Raw genomic sequence first — 16,151 nt, 5'->3', positions numbered from 1 at the left:
ACTTTATCTAACTGGGCAATCGAGCTACTTGGTGAGAATGTTAAGATAGGCGCAACTAGCGTTTGCCGTAGACAGAGATTAATGCGGTTTATTGTGAAAGCTAAGCCATTACTTAAGGAGCGAAAAATGGCACGTGGTTCAGTAAGTAAAAATTATCAAGTCGTCTCACCATTGCTTTCATCACACGATATCACGTGTCTTTTACAGCCCGTGGCGCAGTGTATTTCGGATGAATATCCTTGGGTAAGCAATGATGAAGCCGTTTGTGGGCCGTCGCGCTCCGACGTGGAGAGCCACTCTTGCACTGCCAGATAACGCGAATCCGGCGACCACAGCATGTCCTTGCCGAAAACACGATCGTCCAGTGCTTTCCCGTCGATGGAGAGCGAAAAATAAGGTTCATCGCGGATTAGCGTGAACCAAAAAATAGCCCCCAGACGTCTCCGTCAGAGGGCTATAGCAGTAACCTTATTGGCTTTAGCTCAGGTCGGCACCGTTGCTGGCAATCACCTTCTTATACCAGTAGAACGATTTCTTTTTCTTTCTGGCTAATGTGCCTTCACCTTGGTCATCGCGATCGACATAGATGAAACCGTAGCGTTTGCTCATTTCGCCGGTGGAGGCAGAGACCAAATCGATACAGCCCCATGAGGTATAGCCGATGACCGGAATACCGTCGCCGATAGCGTCCGCCATCGCGCTGATGTGCTCGCGCAGGTAGCTGATACGATAGTCATCATCAATCTCGCCCCGTGCGTTAATCTCGTCCTTCGCACCCAGCCCGTTCTCGACCAGAAATAGCGGTTTCTGATAGCGGTCATACATCATATTCATGGTGATGCGCAGGCCCAGCGGGTCGATTCCCCAACCCCATTCACTCGCCTTGATATGCGGGTTCTTTAACGATTTAACGATGTTCGCCGCGCTGCTGTTGTGCTCGTTCATATCCGCCGAGGCGCAGCGGGAGGCGTAATAGCTGAAGGACACAAAGTCTACCGTGTTCTTGAGAATCTCATCATCGCCCGGCTCAGAGGTAATCGTGATGCCCTTCTCTTTAAACAAACGGCCGGTATACGCCGGATAGGTGCCACGTGCCTGCACATCGATAAAGAACAGGTTTTCCCGATCTTTATTCAGCGCCGCCCAAACATCTTCCGGTTTGCACGACCACGGATAGAAATTGCCACCGGCCAGCATACAGCCGACCTGATTTTCTGGGTTAATCTCATGCGCAATCTTCGTCGCCAGCGCACTCGCCACCAGTTCATGGTGCGCCGCCTGGTATTTCACCTGCTCCTGGTTTTCCCCTTCGGCAAAGACCAGCCCCGCGCCAGAAAACGGGCTATGCAGCAAGATATTGATTTCATTGAACGTCAGCCAGTATTTCACCAGCCCGTCAAAGGCTTCAAAACAGGTGCGAGCATAGCGGGCGAAAAACTCCACCATTTTGCGGTTGCGCCATGAACCGTACTCGGTGACCAGATGCATCGGCACATCGAAATGGCACAGCGTCACCAGCGGCTCGATGTTGTACTTCTTGCACTCGGCAAACACATCGCGATAAAAGGCGATGCCGTCCGCGTTGGGCGTCAGCTCATCGCCGTTCGGATAGAGTCGACTCCAGGCGATGGAAGTACGGAACACCGTGAACCCCATTTCCGCCATCAGCGCGATATCTTCTTTATAGCGATGATAGAAATCGATCGCCTGATGGCTGGGATAAAACTCATCCTCGCGCAGCGCGAAACGTGGTTCTTGCCCCAGTTTCACCGGCAGACGATTCACGCCATGGGGAATCATATCTACCGTCGTCAGCCCTTTACCGCCTTCAAGGTACGCGCCTTCTGCCTGATTGGCCGCAATCGCGCCCCCCCATAAGAACCCATTGGGAAATGTTGATGCAGACATACGCTCTTCTCCTTCGTACTTCAGCTAATTAGTGCTTAATTTAATTCGTGTTCACTGCGTGCTGCGGCGCGGAAACCTCATCGCCCTGTACGCGTTTCTCTTCCGGTTTTTCTTCGACTGGGATGTCTTCAAAGCCCAACAGCAAGGTGACAAAGAAGGAAATCACGACGGACAGAAGCATGACACCGAATACCCAGGCAATGCTCATCGGGTTGGTCGGGTCAAAGAACTGCACGCTGGTAAACAGCCCCGGCGAGGCCATTGAATGGCTTGCCAGCCCACCGATACCCGCAACGGCACCACAGATAAAACCAGTAATTAAACAGGCGATCAGCGGACGCTTCAGACGCAAAGCCACACCGTACAGCGCCGGTTCAGAGATCCCGGCAATAATGGCCGAAGCCGCCGCCGCCAGTGCCGTCTGGCGCAGTTCCGGGTTTTTGGTGCGCCAGGCAACCGCCAGTGAAGAACCACCCAGCGACAGGTTTGCGCCGATTTCAGACGGCATTACCATGCCTTCTTTACCCGTTTCAGCGATGGTTTGAATGATAGTCGGGGTAAACACGCGGTGCATACCGGTCATTACCAGCAGCGGCCAAATAGCGCCCATGATCGCAACGGACAGCCAGCCCAGATAGTCATGCACCGTGTACACCACCGCAGAAATACCGCTACCGATCCAGATCCCAATCGGGCCGATCAGCATAATGGCAATCGGGGAGGCAATCAGCACGATTAACATCGGTTTCAGGAAGTTTTTGGTCACCGCTGGCGTAATGCGGTCTACCCATTTTTCAATGTAAGACAGAATCCAGGTCATACACAGCGCCGGAATCACGGTGTAGGTATACTTCACCGCCGTGACGGTCAGCCCCATAAACACCACCTGCTGACCCTGCGCTGCTTTTGCCATCAGATCGATAAACGTCGGATGGACCAGCACCCCGGCGATAGCAATCGCCAGCGACATATTGGTTTTGAATTTTACCGCTGCAGAGGCCGCCACCATGATCGGCAGGAAGAAGAACGCGCCATCACCAATCACGTTCAGAATCGTTATCGTCGATGCACCCTTCTCAAACACCCCGGTCATGTCGAGGATCATGGCGAGCAGTTTCACCATCGAGCCGCCGATAATCGCTGGAATGAGCGGAGACATCGTGCCAATCAGCGCATCCAGAATCCCCGCGCCGATGCGTCTCAGCGTAATTTTATTGTTCACCGGTACGGCTTTTTCAGCTCCCGCGCTTTCTGGCAGCAGTTTCACCACTTCGGTGTAGGCCTGAGAAACGGTGTTGCCGATGATGACCTGACACTGGTTATCATTTTTCACGACGCCCAACACGCCGCTTATCGCCTTCAATTCGGCCACATTCGCCGCATCATTATCTTTCAGCACAAAGCGCAGACGAGTCATACAGTGTGTCACGGCAGCGATGTTATCAGCACCACCGATGGCATCGACGATAGAACGGGATACAGCCGCATAATTCTTTGACATGGATAGACAATCTCTCGTAATCGCGCGCGCTACACCCAATTCAACACACCGTTCAACACGTCCCAAACGGGAATATCACTTGATGTGCGCATATTTATTATTCAATTTCATACAGTTATGAAAGTATTCATGCCGGTATCCCTGCTCCATGCAACGTGATGAAACGCCGATGGGTAACCGGTTCCACATGATAGTGTTTATATATGAATGTAATTTCAATAATTTTGTTATGAATATTTTTCTTATGTGATCGCGATCGTCATGAATAGCGTGTTACTCCCCTCGATCGCTTCGGTTCTGCACTCATCACCCTGCTACTGGTCCATATCCTAAATAATTCGAGTTTCAGGCAGGCGGCAAACGAAGGCATCCCGATGAGCTTACTCAAGTAAGTGATTCGGGTGACTAAGCGCAGCCAACGCACATGCAACTTGAAGTATGACGGATATAAAGTGTGTAAAATGATGGGAGTACTCAACGTCTCAGGATGTCCCATGTCGACAATGCAGGAAGTGGCGAAGAAAGCAGGCGTATCGAAAGCGACGGTGTCGCGCGTGCTATCGGGCAAAGGCTATACCAGTGAAGAAACCAAAACGCTGGTCTATCAGGCCATTGAGGAGACGGGATATCGGCCAAATTTACTGGCGCGGAATCTGGCGACCAGCAAATCCGCCTGTATTGGTTTGGTGGTAACCAACACGCTCTATAACGGCAGCTATTTTAACGAGCTGCTGTCACAGGCCGCCAAGAAATTGGAAGACAACGGGCGCCAGCTAATTCTGGTCGATGGCAAACACAGCGCCGATGAAGAGCGCGCCGCGATTCAATTCCTGTTGGGGTTACGCTGTGATGCGATCATCATCTATCCCCGTTTTCTCACCGTGGATGAAATGGACGACATCATCGAGAAGCACAAACAGCCGATCATGGTGGTTAACCGTAAACTGCGGAAACACCAGAGCCACTGTATCTGTTGCGATCACAAAGGTTCCAGCTATAACGCCACGCAACATCTGATTGCGCGCGGCCACAGAGATATCGCGTTTATCACCGGTTCGCTGGATTCGCCGACCGCTATCGAACGTCTTTCCGGCTATAAAGATGCCCTGACGGCGGCCAATATCGCGGTACGGGATGAATTGATTGTGAAAGGAAAATGGACGCCGCGCAGTGGTTCGCTCGCCATTAACGCCCTGCGCGATAACCGGGTATCGTTCAGCGCCGTTCTCGCCAGCAATGACGATATGGCAATTGGCGCGATAAAAGCGTTGGATGACGCTGGTGTTGCCGTACCGCACGACGTTTCTGTCGTCGGGTTCGACGATATTCCCACCGCCCCGTTTTTGAAACCGTCACTCTCCAGCGTCAAAGATCCGGTGAGCGATATGATCAACGAAGTGATTAACCGCCTGATCGCGATGCTGGACGGCGGCTATTTATCAAAAGACAATCTATTCTTGTCGGAGTTGCAGGTCAGAGATTCCATTCAGAACGGGCCGTACACGCTAAAAATACGCGATTAACCCCGCAATACCTAGCGTATGACTACTGTAGAAGATGCTTTTTGAAGAAGCGTTAATGCAAAAAAAGAAGGCAACCTACGCACCGAAAACGATCGTTTACAGCACGTGATTGCCCATTTTTATCTGTCTGATACCATCTTAAACGTAAACGTTAAGCTGGTTATTTTCCGTTGGACGATTCACCCCATCGGCTATCGGTGGCTTAAAGACCGACGCGCTATTGTCATACGTCGTCCGACTTCGGGTAGACGCGCCCTGATTAGGGTAACCAGACAGTTGCGACGAGCGGGAAATGCCCTGAACATGATCGGTTTTGTCAGGCATCGAGCTATATGACACTGGATAAACTAGGTTGAGACCCATCATTTTTCTTCCCCCTATTTCATCTTCTCTGCCAGTAAAATTTATCTTGCTTATTACTGAGTATAGAACAGTCAAACAGGGGGAATATGTAAGGTTTTGTCTGAAAAAACACCGCTGGTGCTACCGTATCAGTATCTACCATAGCGCGTCATCGCTCACGTTTTCAACGCTGCGCCAGCAGTCGAATCGACGCCTCACGCTCGCGGGGGGATGTCACGGGTGTATGGATGATGAACTCATCTACACCAAAACGCTGATGGTAACTTTCCAGACGCTGATGAATGTGCTCTGGCGTACCGTAGAGCACATTGCGCGGCTCCTGCACAATACGGAAATCCGTCGCGCCCGCTTGCCGAACGAAGCTATCAGCCTGTTCCTGACTACCTACCGTCAGCGGCGGTTTGTTCTCAATGTAAACTTTATAGTTATGCTGCGTGCTGGCCAACGCCTCCGCATCCTCATGGCGTTCTGCGGCAATCACCGACAGCGACAGCAGTGTCTGGGCGTTGGCCGGTTTCAACTCCCGATAGCTCAAGAGAGATTCCGTCAGCAGCGTTTCACTGGCATTGATGAACCCGGCGAAGACAAAACTCCAGCCCAGCGAGGCAGCTAACCGCGCACTCTCCTGACTGGCACCCAGCAGAAAGCGCTGCGGCGTATGTTCAGGTAATGGCGTCGCATTCAAGCGCTCGCCCGTCTCGTCATGACTGTCGAGAAAGCGGTTTAGCTGATGGAGTTTCTCCGTAAAGGCAACCCGCTGCGTCTCACCGATCTCCTGCTGTAACGCCCGCGTCGCCAGCGGCAGTCCGCCTGGCGCTTTGCCGATCCCCAAATCCACACGCCCGCCCGCCAGAGCGCTGATCACATGAAAATTCTCCGCGACCTTATACGGGCTGTAATGCTGTAACATCACGCCACCGGAGCCAATGCGCAGCGTTGTCGTGTGTGCCAACAACCAGGTGATCAAGACCTCGGGAGACGATCCCGCTAATTCATCGGAATTATGATGCTCGGAAACCCAAAAGCGGTAATAGCCAAGCGCTTCTGCCACTTTCGCCAGCGCCACGGTTTGCGCCAACGCCTGCGCCGCATTCCTTCCTTCGGCGATCGGACTTTGATCTAATAAACTGAGCGTATATCCCACGATGTTTCCTTATTTTCAGCGACTATCCGTTAGCGCTATTTATTTTATTGCAAGGCTATGCATGTAAAAGTCCGTCATTTCAAAACGCCGTTTAAATAAACGGAGCAATAAAACCAGCCAGTGCAAAAGCAGAATAAGAAGAATGTTGCATAACAGGGTGAAATATAAATATCAATAATGGATTTTATTAGCAGATATTTTAATAAAGACGAAATTAACATCACGGGATAAAATAAATGATATCACTAGGTCATTCGCGTCCCTTGCTGGCAGGGCGGGATTCCACTTTGCTTAAAACGCATACAATTCAAGAAATTTGATAATAACCATATATTAATAACCTTTTATCAATCGGTAATTATGTATCTGACGTGCATTCTTTGAACTGAAATCGTATCTATTTTGAGCATAATAACCACACAAAGTGAGTTAGATCTCGCCCTGCCCTTGCTGGCGACATCACGGCTAACCCAGTAACGTAAAGGTAACAATACGGGACGTTTGAAATATGACGGGATAAAAAGGCATGAAATATAACCAGACGGTATTTATCCGTAGAGTAGCTATCGGCTACCTTTATCGTGTTTAAGTTTTGTTAAGGAGGTGTATTGATATGGCTGAATCTATCCCCTGTTGTGATACGTCATTCGAGCAGCAGCTAATTAACTGGCGACGGCACTTGCATCAGTACCCAGAACTGTCCAATCAGGAACACCAAACCACCGCGCACATTACCCGCTGGCTACAAGAGAAAGACATCCGCCTGTTGCCCCTTGCCTTAACCACGGGCGTCGTTGCCGAGATCGGTCACGGTAGTGGTCCAACGATTGCGCTGCGGGCCGATATTGATGCGCTGCCGATTGAAGAGTTAGTCGATGTGCCATTTCGCTCTCAGCACGCTGGCGTCATGCATGCCTGCGGACACGATTTCCACACCGCCGTGATGTTGGGTGCTGCCTGTTTGCTGAAAAAACGCGAATCTGTCTTACCGGGTAAAATCAGGCTATTTTTCCAACCCGCAGAAGAAGTGTCTACCGGCGCTAAACAACTCATCCGCGCCGGCGCACTCGCCGATGTCGCTGCCGTTTTCGGCCTGCACAACGCCCCTGAGCTTCCCGCTGGCACTTTCGCGACACGCAGCGGCCCGTTTTATGCCAACGTGGATCGCTTCGCTATTCACATTACGGGCAAAGGCGCACATGCGGCCAAACCCGAACAGGGCATCGACAGCATCGTCACCGCCTGCAATACCGTCAATGCGCTGCAAACCCTGCCCAGCCGTAGTTTCAGTTCACTGGAGTCGCTGGTCATCAGCGTCACGCGCATTCAGGGCGGCAACACCTGGAACGTCCTGCCGCAAACGGTAGAATTGGAAGGCACGGTACGCACCTACAATGCCGCGATTCGCGCGGAAATCCCGGAGCGAATTGAGCAACTGATCGGCGGCATCGCCCTTGCGCTGGGCGCAAAAGCGGAGCTGAAATGGTATCCCGGCCCGCCTGCGGTTGTGAACACCAGCGAATGGGCGGATTTCAGCAAGCAAATTGCCAGAGACGCGGGCTATCAGGTAGAAAACGCCGAACTGCAAATGAGCGGCGAGGATTTTGCCCTGTATCTTCAGGACGTGCCGGGCACGTTCGTCAGCATTGGCTCAAACAGCGAATTTGGCTTGCATCACCCTCAGTTCAATCCGAATGAAAGCGCGATTGCGCCAGCCTCACGCTATTTTGCTCAATTGGCGGAAGCCGCACTACATCGCCTGCGTACCACGAAAGTTACCCCACCACAGGCGGTAATGCCGATCGTTTGACGAGCGAGATACTCGGAGCAACCACGGGACGAGGCATCCCTGCGGGAACCTCATCCCCGTGTCTCTCCTAATATCGGACTGACGTAATCAACTCATCACCTCCGTCAGATTGACCTGACGGAGGCAGCAATTTTTATAAATCAATTAATTAATTACGATGAGGGCATTAGGAGAGAAAGTTATACAAATTAACCACGAACCGCATGATAACGGCGGGAGAAATACACCAGACCATCGGTGCTTTCGCCCTGCTTAATCGCTAACACCCGGCAAATGAAGATATCGTGCGTCGCTGCGCTCACGACCTCTTCAACTACGCAGTCAAACGCCACTAGCGCATCCCGCAACACCGGCGAGCCCGTGTGTAACACGTCCCATTCCGCCGCGGCAAACCGTTCTTCGGTAGAAGATCGGCTGCCAAACAGCGACGACAGCGCTTCATGATGAGAAGCCAGCGTATTGATGCACAAATGCGTATTCGCCTGAAACGTGGGATATACCGACGACCCGCGATTCAGACACACCAGTAGCGTACCGGGCGAATCGCTGACGCTGGACACGGCGGATGCCGTAAATCCGGCCTTACCTGCCGGGCCATCCGTCGTAACGACATTGACCGCCGCGCTCAGCTTTGCCATCGCATCGCGAAACGCCTGCTGGTCAACGCTGGCAACCGCCACAGAGAGAACCGCGTCATTCGCGGTAACGAGTCGTTCAGCAACAAGATCAGACATTAAATGCTTCCTTTAAATACGGCGAGAGACACGATCATTAACATTATACTAACAAAATAAGCCGCGTCATCATCTGAAATTTTCGAATTTCATTATCCATTTTTGTTGTTTTACATCACATCGCGCCTCATCAATAGTGAAAACACGCCATTAACGCCCTATTAACCTTTCATTGAATACGTGAATGCCTATTGATGGCTTGTTGATTGATAGCCGGTTTATTGACGGACTGTTTTCACTTTCATGGAAGTACGACCAATTAAGAATAAACATATTCAACGAATAACAAGCACATTCAATTAATAAAAGGTTCCTGATAATGAGTAAACAACAAACATCTTCAAACCGACAATTAAGACTGGGTTTACTATTACAAGGTGCGGCAGGAAATATGTCCGCGTGGCGACATAAAAACGTCGTACCCGACGCCAGCATTAATTTTGGTTTTGTTCTGGATGCGGTAAAAAAAGCCGAACAAGGGAAATTTGATTTTGTCTTCGTGGCCGACGGCCTGTATATCAATGAAAAATCGATCCCTCATTTTCTCAATCGCTTTGAACCGCTGACGCTACTGTCTGCGCTGGCTACCGTCACCACCCATATTGGTCTGGTCGGTACGCTCTCGACATCGTATTCCGAGCCTTTCACCACTGCTCGGCAATTCGCCAGCCTTGACCACCTGAGCAACGGTCGCGCAGGCTGGAACGTGGTGACATCGCCACTGGAAGGATCGGCGAAAAACTTTTCCCGTGCGCAGCATCCGGAACACGCGCTGCGCTACCGCATTGCCGATGAATTCCTTCAGGTGGCGAAAGGCCTGTGGGATTCCTGGGAAGACGATGCCTTTATTCGTGACAAAGCCAGCGGACAGTTCTTCGATCCCGAAAAGCTGCACACGCTGAACCATAAAGGGGAGTTCTTCTCGGTACAGGGGCCGCTGAATATTGGCCGATCCGCGCAGGGTCGCCCTATTGTGTTTCAGGCCGGTGCGTCTGAAGACGGCCAAAAATTGGCCGCCAAACACGCCGATGCCATCTTCACCCATCAACACACGCTGGAAGAATCGCAACGTTATTACCGCGAGGTAAAACAGAAACTGGAAGAAAACGGTCGCCGGGCCGATCAACTACATGTTTTTCAGGGCGTCAGCGTGATTGTCGGCAACGACGCGGAGGACGTCGAGCGTCAGTATCAGGAAACCGCACAGCTGGTCACCATTGAGGATGCCCTCAATTATCTGGGACGCTACTTTGAGCACTACGACTTCTCACAGCATCCGCTGGATGAACCGTTCCCCGATATCGGCGATCTGGGGAAAAACAGCTTCCGCAGCACCACCGATGAAATCAAACGCAACGCGCAGGAAAAAGGCTTAACGCTGCGGCAGGTCGCGCTGGAAGCCGCATCGCCACGCCCCGTCTTCAGCGGTACGCCCGAACAGGTGGCGGATGGCTTACAACTCTGGTTTGAAAACGGTGCCGCTGACGGCTTCATCATTCAGGGCGGCACGCCGGATACACTCAACCACTTTGTCGATCGCGTCGTTCCCCTGCTGCAACAGCGCGGCCTGCTCCATCAGGAATATCCCGGCTATACGCTGCGGGAAAATCTGGCGCTGGATTATCCGGTGAATCAATTCACGCGTTAATTCGCGCAACAGGAGATTCACCGTGAAGCGTTCCTCTTTTATCACCGTGACCGGTCTGGCGACATTATTGAGCGCCACGCTGGTAGCGCAGGCGCAAGTGCTGGACCGCTGGGGCGAAGACGATGAAAAAATCACACTGTCCGTCGTGAACCCGCCAGGTATCGGCGATTAAGTAAAAATGGCACACCACAAAGTGACAGCGTCACAATTATAACAACTCACCTGCAAGGGAAAGACAAATGCAAAAAGAGATCGCCTATTCATCCAAGACGCATCGCGTACGCCCATGGCTGTTGACAAGGCTACTGACGGGATCGCTGCTGCTCGGCACATTTTCCGTCACGACAGCACAGGCGGATATTGACCTGAAAGCCAATCAGCAGCCGATCCATGCCCCGAAGAATGCAGACGCTATTGCACAGATTCCGGCTGACTTTACCTTCGTCACACCGGGTAAATTCACCGTGGCGATTGCCGCGCTGGGATCGTCACCGCCGCTGGCGTTTCTGGCCGACGACAACAAAACCGTAGTAGGCAGCGAGCCAGATATCGCCCGACTGGTGGCCGACAGCCTCGGACTGGAACTGAATATCGTCCCCACCTCGTGGGAAGACTGGCCGCTCGGCGTCGCTTCCGGCAAGTATGACGCCGCCATCATCAACATTACCGTCACCAAAGCGCGTAAGGAAAAGTTCGATTTCGCCACCTACCGCATCGACTCGCTCGGCTTCTATGTGAAATCCACCAGTAAGATTCAGTCCATTAAGGAAGCGAAGGACATCGCTGGACTGAAGATTATTGTCGGCTCCGGCACCAATCAGGAAGCGGTGCTGCTGGCGTGGGATAAGCAGAATCGCGCTAACGGCCTGCCCGCTTTTCAGCCGGTTTATGTCACAGACGATGCGGCCGCCAACCTGAGTCTGCAATCCGGTCGTTCCGATGCCTATTTCGGCCCCAACGTGATCGGTGCCTACAAAGCGGAGCTGACTGGCAAGGTTAAGCATGTCGGGACGGTCAACGGCGGCTATCCCAACGTCGCACATATCGCGGTCACCACGCGCAAAGGCAGCGGGCTGGTGCAGCCGATTAATACCGCGCTGAACGGCGTAATTAAACGCGGTGAATACGACAAGGTGCTGAACCGCTGGGGAGAAAGCATCGAACGTATTGACCGTTCAGAAATCAATCCGCCGGGACTGGGCGATTAATATCGCCGATGGCTATCGGGACGCCACGCTCGACACGCAATGGTTACCGATAGCTGAAATACGTTAACGAATTAGGAGCATCCCATGTCCGACGACATCTTCATTGTGACCCAGCCCGAGGACCCTATCGTGGCCCCCATTATCGACGGCCTGTTCGCGGAATATGAACAGCGCTATGGCGATTTTTTTGGTGAGCGGGAAAGCGATCCACCGGGAATCTACCAGCAGCCGCACGGCATTTTTATTGCACTGCTGCGTCGGGGCGTACCGATTGCTACCGGCGCGTTTAAACGCTACGACAGTACCACTGCCGAGATTAAGCGGGTATGGACGGATAGCTCACTGCGTCGTCAGGGGCTGGCAGGAAAAGTGATGCAGGAGCTGGAGCAGCACGCCCGTCGGTTAGGCTATCAGCACTTTTTTCTGACCACGGGTTTCCGCCAGCCAGAAGCGGTGAACCTTTATCTGAGCCACGGTTATACGCCTCAGTTCGATATCCGCGTCGATCCCGCAACCTACAGCATTCCGCCTTACGATGGACGGCTGCCGTTTAAGAAAGCGCTGTTTGACGTAGCAGCGCCTCAGGCTGCTCGCCAAACGGAAGTCGATCTTATGGCTCGCCATTTGAAAGTGTGTTGACCCCAGCACACCGAGACTCACCCTGTGCGGTGATTAAAAGCAAAAGGACGTTTTTCAGAATCACCTTCAAAGGGTATCGATTATGACGCAATCTCTACACACGTCTTCTCAGCAAGCACCGCTGGGCCAGACACAGGAACCGCCGTTGCACGTTGTGCCCGCGCGTTATCCCTTTCGTGTTGCCGGGGCACTATTCTCCCTGTTTATTTTTGCCGGAGTTATTCAGTCCATTGCGCTGAACCCGCGCTGGGAATGGGCAGTCTTTGCCGAGTGGTTTTTCAATCCAGTCATTCTCGCCGGTCTGGGGCAAACGCTGCTGTTGACCGCGTTGGGCACGTTATTCAGCATTATTTTCGGCACCGCATTGGCGCTGGCTCGGCTTTCGCCGTCTTATCTGCTGTCCACGCTATCGTGGCTGTATATCTGGCTATTCCGGTCACTGCCGCTGATTCTGGTGCTGATCATTCTCTACAATTTCTCGTATCTCTATGACGAGCTGGCGCTGGGAATTCCGTTTACCTCCGTGGTCTTCCTGCGCTATCCAACCATCGATTTACTGGATCAGTTTTCCGTCGCGGTACTTGGCCTGACGCTGGTGCAATCCGCCTATACGGCAGAGATCATTCGCGGCGGTATTCTTGGCGTCGATGCTGGGCAGTTTGAAGCCTCCGCTGCACTCGGTCTGCCCGGCAGTCGCCGTACGGTGTGCATCATTCTGCCACAGGCGCTGCGTTCGATTCTGCCGACTGGCTTCAATGAGATCATCAGTCTGGCAAAAGGCACGTCGATCGTTTACGTACTGGCGTTGCCAGAGCTGTTTTACACCGTGCAGGTCATTTACAACCGTACGCAGCAGGTTATTCCGCTACTGATGGTTGCTACGATCTGGTATCTGCTGATCACCACGGTGCTATCCGTCATCCAATACTACGTGGAACGCTATGTGTCCCGCGGTGCCGTGCGTGAAATGCCGCCAACACCGCGCCAGAGACTCATCCGTTTCCTCACGCGCAAGCACGCACGTTAATCTACCCGATTCTGGAGAGTCACCATGTCTGAAGCTATCGACTACTTTGCTCACGCGCGCACCACCGCACAACCACAGGCAGAAAGCGCTCGCGGGCTGATTGAGATCCGCAACGTGGCGAAACATTTTGGTCAGCACAACGCGCTGGAGGATATCAATCTGACGCTGGCACCCGGTTCTGTCACCGTGATCCTGGGGCCGTCCGGTTCGGGCAAATCCACGCTGCTGCGTACCATTAATCACCTTGAGCGCGTGGATGAAGGTTTTATCCGCATCGACGGCGACTACATCGGCTATCGGCGCAAAGGAAATACGCTCTATGAATTGAAAGAAAAGGACGTACTACGCCAGCGTATCAACGTCGGGTATGTGTTCCAGAATTTCAATCTGTTCCCGCACCTTTCCGTGTTGGAAAACATCATTGAAGCCCCGTTGGCGCATAAGCTGTATTCGCGTCAGGAAGCCGAAGACATCGCCTTTACCCTGCTGGAAAGCGTCGGTCTGCGCCACAAAGCACAGTCTTATCCCCGTCACCTGTCTGGCGGCCAGCAGCAGCGCGTCGCCATTGCCCGCGCGCTGGCACTTAAGCCGAAAGTGATGTTGTTTGATGAACCGACATCTGCGCTCGATCCTGAACTGGTTGGGGAAGTGTTGGATGTCATCAAATCGCTCGCCCGATCCGGCGTAACGCTGGTCGTCGTCACACATGAAATCGGCTTTGCGCGCGAAGTGGCCGACCAAGTCGTATTTATGGTAGACGGGAAAATTGTCGAAAGCGGCGATTCCTGGCAGGTGCTGAACCACCCTCGCCACCCGCGGACGATCAACTTCTTGAATAAGGTGCTGTGAGAAAGCGCATTGAGCCAGATGACCCCTTCTGGCTCTATTTTACGCGTTGACCCAATTTATCAGTGATTTTTTCACCATCTTCTTTGGTGAATTCGCCTTGCTGCGGATCGGGGAGAATATCCAGCACCAGCTCTGATGGGCGACATAGTCGAGTTCCCAACGGAGTAACGACAATCGGACGGTTTATCAGGATCGGATATTGCAACATGAAATCAATGAGCTGTTCGTCAGTAAATCTTTCTTCAGCAAGCCCCTGTTGTGTATAAGGTTCTACGTTTTTGCGCAGCAAGGCTCGAACCGTGATTCCCATGTCACCAATGAGCGCCACCAGTTCATCACGTGAAGGCGGCGTATCAAGATAGTAAATCACCGTGGGTTCTGCGCCGCTATTACGGATCATCTCCAGCGTATTACGCGAGGTGCCACAGTCAGGGTTGTGATAAATCGTTATTTTGCTCATATCAATATCTCATTACAACGTGATGGATAGCCGCAGCGCCAACGCAACCAGCGTGACAAACAGCACAGGCAGTGTCATGACAATTCCGATACGGAAATAGTATCCCCAACTGATCGTCATGTTTTTCTGTGATAACACATGTAACCAAAGCAGTGTCGCCAGGCTACCAATAGGTGTAATTTTCGGCCCCAGATCGCAGCCAATCACGTTGGCATAAATCATTGCCTCTTTAATAACGCCTGTTGCGGTGCTGCCGTCGATAGATAAGGCACCAATCAATACGGTGGGCATATTGTTCATGATTGAGGAAAGCAGCGCAGCCATAAAGCCAGTGCCAAGTGTGGCAGTCCACAGTCCTTTCTCCGCAAACAGATTCAGAATACTGGAAAGATATTCCGTTAACCCCGCGTTGCGCAGGCCATAGACCACTAAATACATACCGAGTGAGAAAATTACGATCTGCCATGGCGCACCACGCAGTACCTTACCCGTATTGATGGCATGACCTTTTTTTGCCACTGCGAGCAGAATAGTTGCGCCCACGGCCGCAATAGCACTGACGGGAATCCCCAAAGGTTCGAGGACGAAAAATCCGGTAAGTAAAAGCACCAAAACAATCCAACCCGCTCTGAACGTTGCCAGATCTTTAATGGCACTTGCCGGTGCTTTCAGCCGAGATACGTCGTAGGTTGCAGGGATATCCTTCCGAAAAAACAGGTGTAACATAATCAACGTCGCGATAATCGCTGCAATATCGACGGGAACCATAACCGATGCATATTCAGCAAACCCAAGGTTGAAAAAATCGGCAGACACAATGTTAACCAGATTAGAAACAATCAGCGGCAGGCTAGCCGTATCAGCAATAAATCCTGCAGCCATAACGAATGCGAGCGTCGTACCAGTGCTGAACCCCAAAGCCAACAGCATCGCAATCACAATCGGCGTGAGGATCAGCGCAGCGCCGTCGTTGGCAAACAACGCAGAAACGGCTGCGCCCAGTAAAACAATCCAGGTAAACAACAGACGCCCGCGCCCGTTTCCCCATCGGGATACGTGCAATGCCGCCCATTCGAAAAAACCCGATTCATCAAGCAATAGGCTGATGACAATCACCGCAATAAACGTCGCCGTCGCGTTCCAGACAATATTCCAGACAACCGGAATATCATTGAGGTGAATGACCCCGCTGAACAGCGCGAATACGGCCCCGATGCTGGCACTCCATCCGATACTGAGACCTCTGGGTTGCCAAATCACTAGGATCAAGGTCAGTAAAAATATGATTCCTGCCAATAACATGTCAAACCTCATCATATATGGAAAAAAGAATATAT

Annotated in this window: 15 protein-coding genes; 8 read left to right on the top strand and 7 right to left on the bottom strand. The window is 52.2% G+C overall.

What is annotated here, in order from left to right:
- Positions 1–477 precede the first annotated feature (477 nt).
- Both H0248_RS18080 and ascF read right to left on the bottom strand, forming a co-directional pair.
- A complete protein-coding gene (locus H0248_RS18080) occupies positions 478–1,908 on the bottom strand; it encodes a 6-phospho-beta-glucosidase (protein WP_180786968.1) in 1,431 nt (476 codons plus the stop codon).
- Positions 1,909–1,948: 40 nt separating this feature from the next.
- A complete protein-coding gene (gene ascF / locus H0248_RS18075) occupies positions 1,949–3,409 on the bottom strand; it encodes a PTS cellobiose/arbutin/salicin transporter subunit IIBC (protein WP_180786967.1) in 1,461 nt (486 codons plus the stop codon).
- 494 nt (positions 3,410–3,903) lie between these two features.
- Here ascF and H0248_RS18070 point away from each other — a divergent pair, with 494 nt between their 5' ends.
- On the top strand, positions 3,904–4,932 hold the full coding sequence (locus H0248_RS18070; protein WP_180786966.1) for a LacI family DNA-binding transcriptional regulator: 1,029 nt from the start codon (positions 3,904–3,906) through the stop codon (positions 4,930–4,932).
- Positions 4,933–5,070: 138 nt separating this feature from the next.
- Here the strand turns inward: H0248_RS18070 and H0248_RS18065 are convergent, their stop codons facing one another.
- Both H0248_RS18065 and H0248_RS18060 read right to left on the bottom strand, forming a co-directional pair.
- Positions 5,071–5,298 carry a hypothetical protein gene (locus H0248_RS18065; RefSeq protein ID WP_180786965.1) on the bottom strand — a complete coding sequence of 76 codons (228 nt, stop codon included), beginning with the start codon at positions 5,296–5,298 and terminating at the stop codon, positions 5,071–5,073.
- A gap of 160 nt (positions 5,299–5,458) precedes the next feature.
- Entirely contained in the window at positions 5,459–6,439 is a 981-nt protein-coding gene (locus H0248_RS18060) for an LLM class flavin-dependent oxidoreductase (protein ID WP_180786964.1), read from the bottom strand.
- A 613-nt stretch (positions 6,440–7,052) separates the two neighbouring features.
- Here H0248_RS18060 and H0248_RS18055 point away from each other — a divergent pair.
- Complete coding sequence (locus H0248_RS18055; protein WP_180786963.1) at positions 7,053–8,249, top strand: M20 peptidase aminoacylase family protein; 1,197 nt, start codon at positions 7,053–7,055, stop codon at positions 8,247–8,249.
- Positions 8,250–8,437: 188 nt separating this feature from the next.
- Here the strand turns inward: H0248_RS18055 and H0248_RS18050 are convergent, their stop codons facing one another.
- Positions 8,438–8,983: a flavin reductase gene (locus H0248_RS18050; RefSeq protein WP_180786962.1), complete on the bottom strand. Its 546-nt coding sequence runs from the start codon at positions 8,981–8,983 to the stop codon at positions 8,438–8,440.
- A 319-nt stretch (positions 8,984–9,302) separates the two neighbouring features.
- On the opposite strand from H0248_RS18050, the gene H0248_RS18045 reads away from it, so the two are divergent.
- The 6 genes from H0248_RS18045 (at position 9,303) to H0248_RS18020 (ending at position 14,354) form a co-directional block, all read left to right on the top strand.
- Positions 9,303–10,631, top strand: a complete 1,329-nt coding sequence (locus H0248_RS18045) for an LLM class flavin-dependent oxidoreductase (protein ID WP_180786961.1) — start codon at positions 9,303–9,305, stop codon at positions 10,629–10,631.
- A gap of 22 nt (positions 10,632–10,653) precedes the next feature.
- Positions 10,654–10,803 carry a hypothetical protein gene (locus H0248_RS18040; protein ID WP_180786940.1) on the top strand — a complete coding sequence of 50 codons (150 nt, stop codon included), beginning with the start codon at positions 10,654–10,656 and terminating at the stop codon, positions 10,801–10,803.
- A 67-nt stretch (positions 10,804–10,870) separates the two neighbouring features.
- Positions 10,871–11,839: an ABC transporter substrate-binding protein gene (locus H0248_RS18035; RefSeq protein ID WP_180786960.1), complete on the top strand. Its 969-nt coding sequence runs from the start codon at positions 10,871–10,873 to the stop codon at positions 11,837–11,839.
- An 84-nt stretch (positions 11,840–11,923) separates the two neighbouring features.
- A complete protein-coding gene (locus H0248_RS18030; protein WP_180786959.1) occupies positions 11,924–12,478 on the top strand; it encodes a GNAT family N-acetyltransferase in 555 nt (184 codons plus the stop codon).
- 82 nt (positions 12,479–12,560) lie between these two features.
- Entirely contained in the window at positions 12,561–13,505 is a 945-nt protein-coding gene (locus H0248_RS18025) for an amino acid ABC transporter permease (RefSeq protein ID WP_180786958.1), read from the top strand.
- 24 nt (positions 13,506–13,529) lie between these two features.
- The gene (locus H0248_RS18020; protein ID WP_180786957.1) at positions 13,530–14,354 is read left to right on the top strand and encodes an amino acid ABC transporter ATP-binding protein; all 825 of its coding nucleotides are present in this window, start codon (positions 13,530–13,532) and stop codon (positions 14,352–14,354) included.
- Between the two features lie 34 nt (positions 14,355–14,388).
- Here the strand turns inward: H0248_RS18020 and arsC are convergent, their stop codons facing one another.
- Both arsC and H0248_RS18010 read right to left on the bottom strand, forming a co-directional pair.
- Positions 14,389–14,814: a glutaredoxin-dependent arsenate reductase gene (gene arsC / locus H0248_RS18015; protein WP_180786956.1), complete on the bottom strand. Its 426-nt coding sequence runs from the start codon at positions 14,812–14,814 to the stop codon at positions 14,389–14,391.
- Positions 14,815–14,826: 12 nt separating this feature from the next.
- The gene (locus tag H0248_RS18010) at positions 14,827–16,116 is read right to left on the bottom strand and encodes an arsenic transporter (RefSeq protein WP_180786955.1); all 1,290 of its coding nucleotides are present in this window, start codon (positions 16,114–16,116) and stop codon (positions 14,827–14,829) included.
- Positions 16,117–16,151: the final 35 nt, after the last annotated feature.

Source organism: Pectobacterium brasiliense (assembly GCF_013449685.1).
Classification (GTDB): Bacteria; Pseudomonadota; Gammaproteobacteria; order Enterobacterales; family Enterobacteriaceae; genus Pectobacterium; species Pectobacterium brasiliense_A.
The sequence above is the reverse complement of the archived record's forward strand: the minus strand, read 5'-3'. Positions and strand labels throughout refer to the sequence as shown.

Bases quoted from the DNA above. Each gene is read 5' to 3' on its own strand.
- H0248_RS18020 (WP_180786957.1), top strand. From the start codon at position 13,530: ATGTCTGAAGCTATCGACTACTTTGCTCACGCGCGCACCACCGCACAA.
- ascF (WP_180786967.1), bottom strand. From the start codon at position 3,409: ATGTCAAAGAATTATGCGGCTGTATCCCGTTCTATCGTCGATGCCATC.
- H0248_RS18050 (WP_180786962.1), bottom strand. From the start codon at position 8,983: ATGTCTGATCTTGTTGCTGAACGACTCGTTACCGCGAATGACGCGGTT.
- H0248_RS18045 (WP_180786961.1), top strand. From the start codon at position 9,303: ATGAGTAAACAACAAACATCTTCAAACCGACAATTAAGACTGGGTTTA.
- H0248_RS18030 (WP_180786959.1), top strand. From the start codon at position 11,924: ATGTCCGACGACATCTTCATTGTGACCCAGCCCGAGGACCCTATCGTG.
- H0248_RS18010 (WP_180786955.1), bottom strand. From the start codon at position 16,116: ATGTTATTGGCAGGAATCATATTTTTACTGACCTTGATCCTAGTGATT.
- H0248_RS18080 (WP_180786968.1), bottom strand. From the start codon at position 1,908: ATGTCTGCATCAACATTTCCCAATGGGTTCTTATGGGGGGGCGCGATT.
- H0248_RS18065 (WP_180786965.1), bottom strand. From the start codon at position 5,298: ATGATGGGTCTCAACCTAGTTTATCCAGTGTCATATAGCTCGATGCCT.
- H0248_RS18070 (WP_180786966.1), top strand. From the start codon at position 3,904: ATGTCGACAATGCAGGAAGTGGCGAAGAAAGCAGGCGTATCGAAAGCG.
- arsC (WP_180786956.1), bottom strand. From the start codon at position 14,814: ATGAGCAAAATAACGATTTATCACAACCCTGACTGTGGCACCTCGCGT.
- H0248_RS18025 (WP_180786958.1), top strand. From the start codon at position 12,561: ATGACGCAATCTCTACACACGTCTTCTCAGCAAGCACCGCTGGGCCAG.
- H0248_RS18055 (WP_180786963.1), top strand. From the start codon at position 7,053: ATGGCTGAATCTATCCCCTGTTGTGATACGTCATTCGAGCAGCAGCTA.
- H0248_RS18035 (WP_180786960.1), top strand. From the start codon at position 10,871: ATGCAAAAAGAGATCGCCTATTCATCCAAGACGCATCGCGTACGCCCA.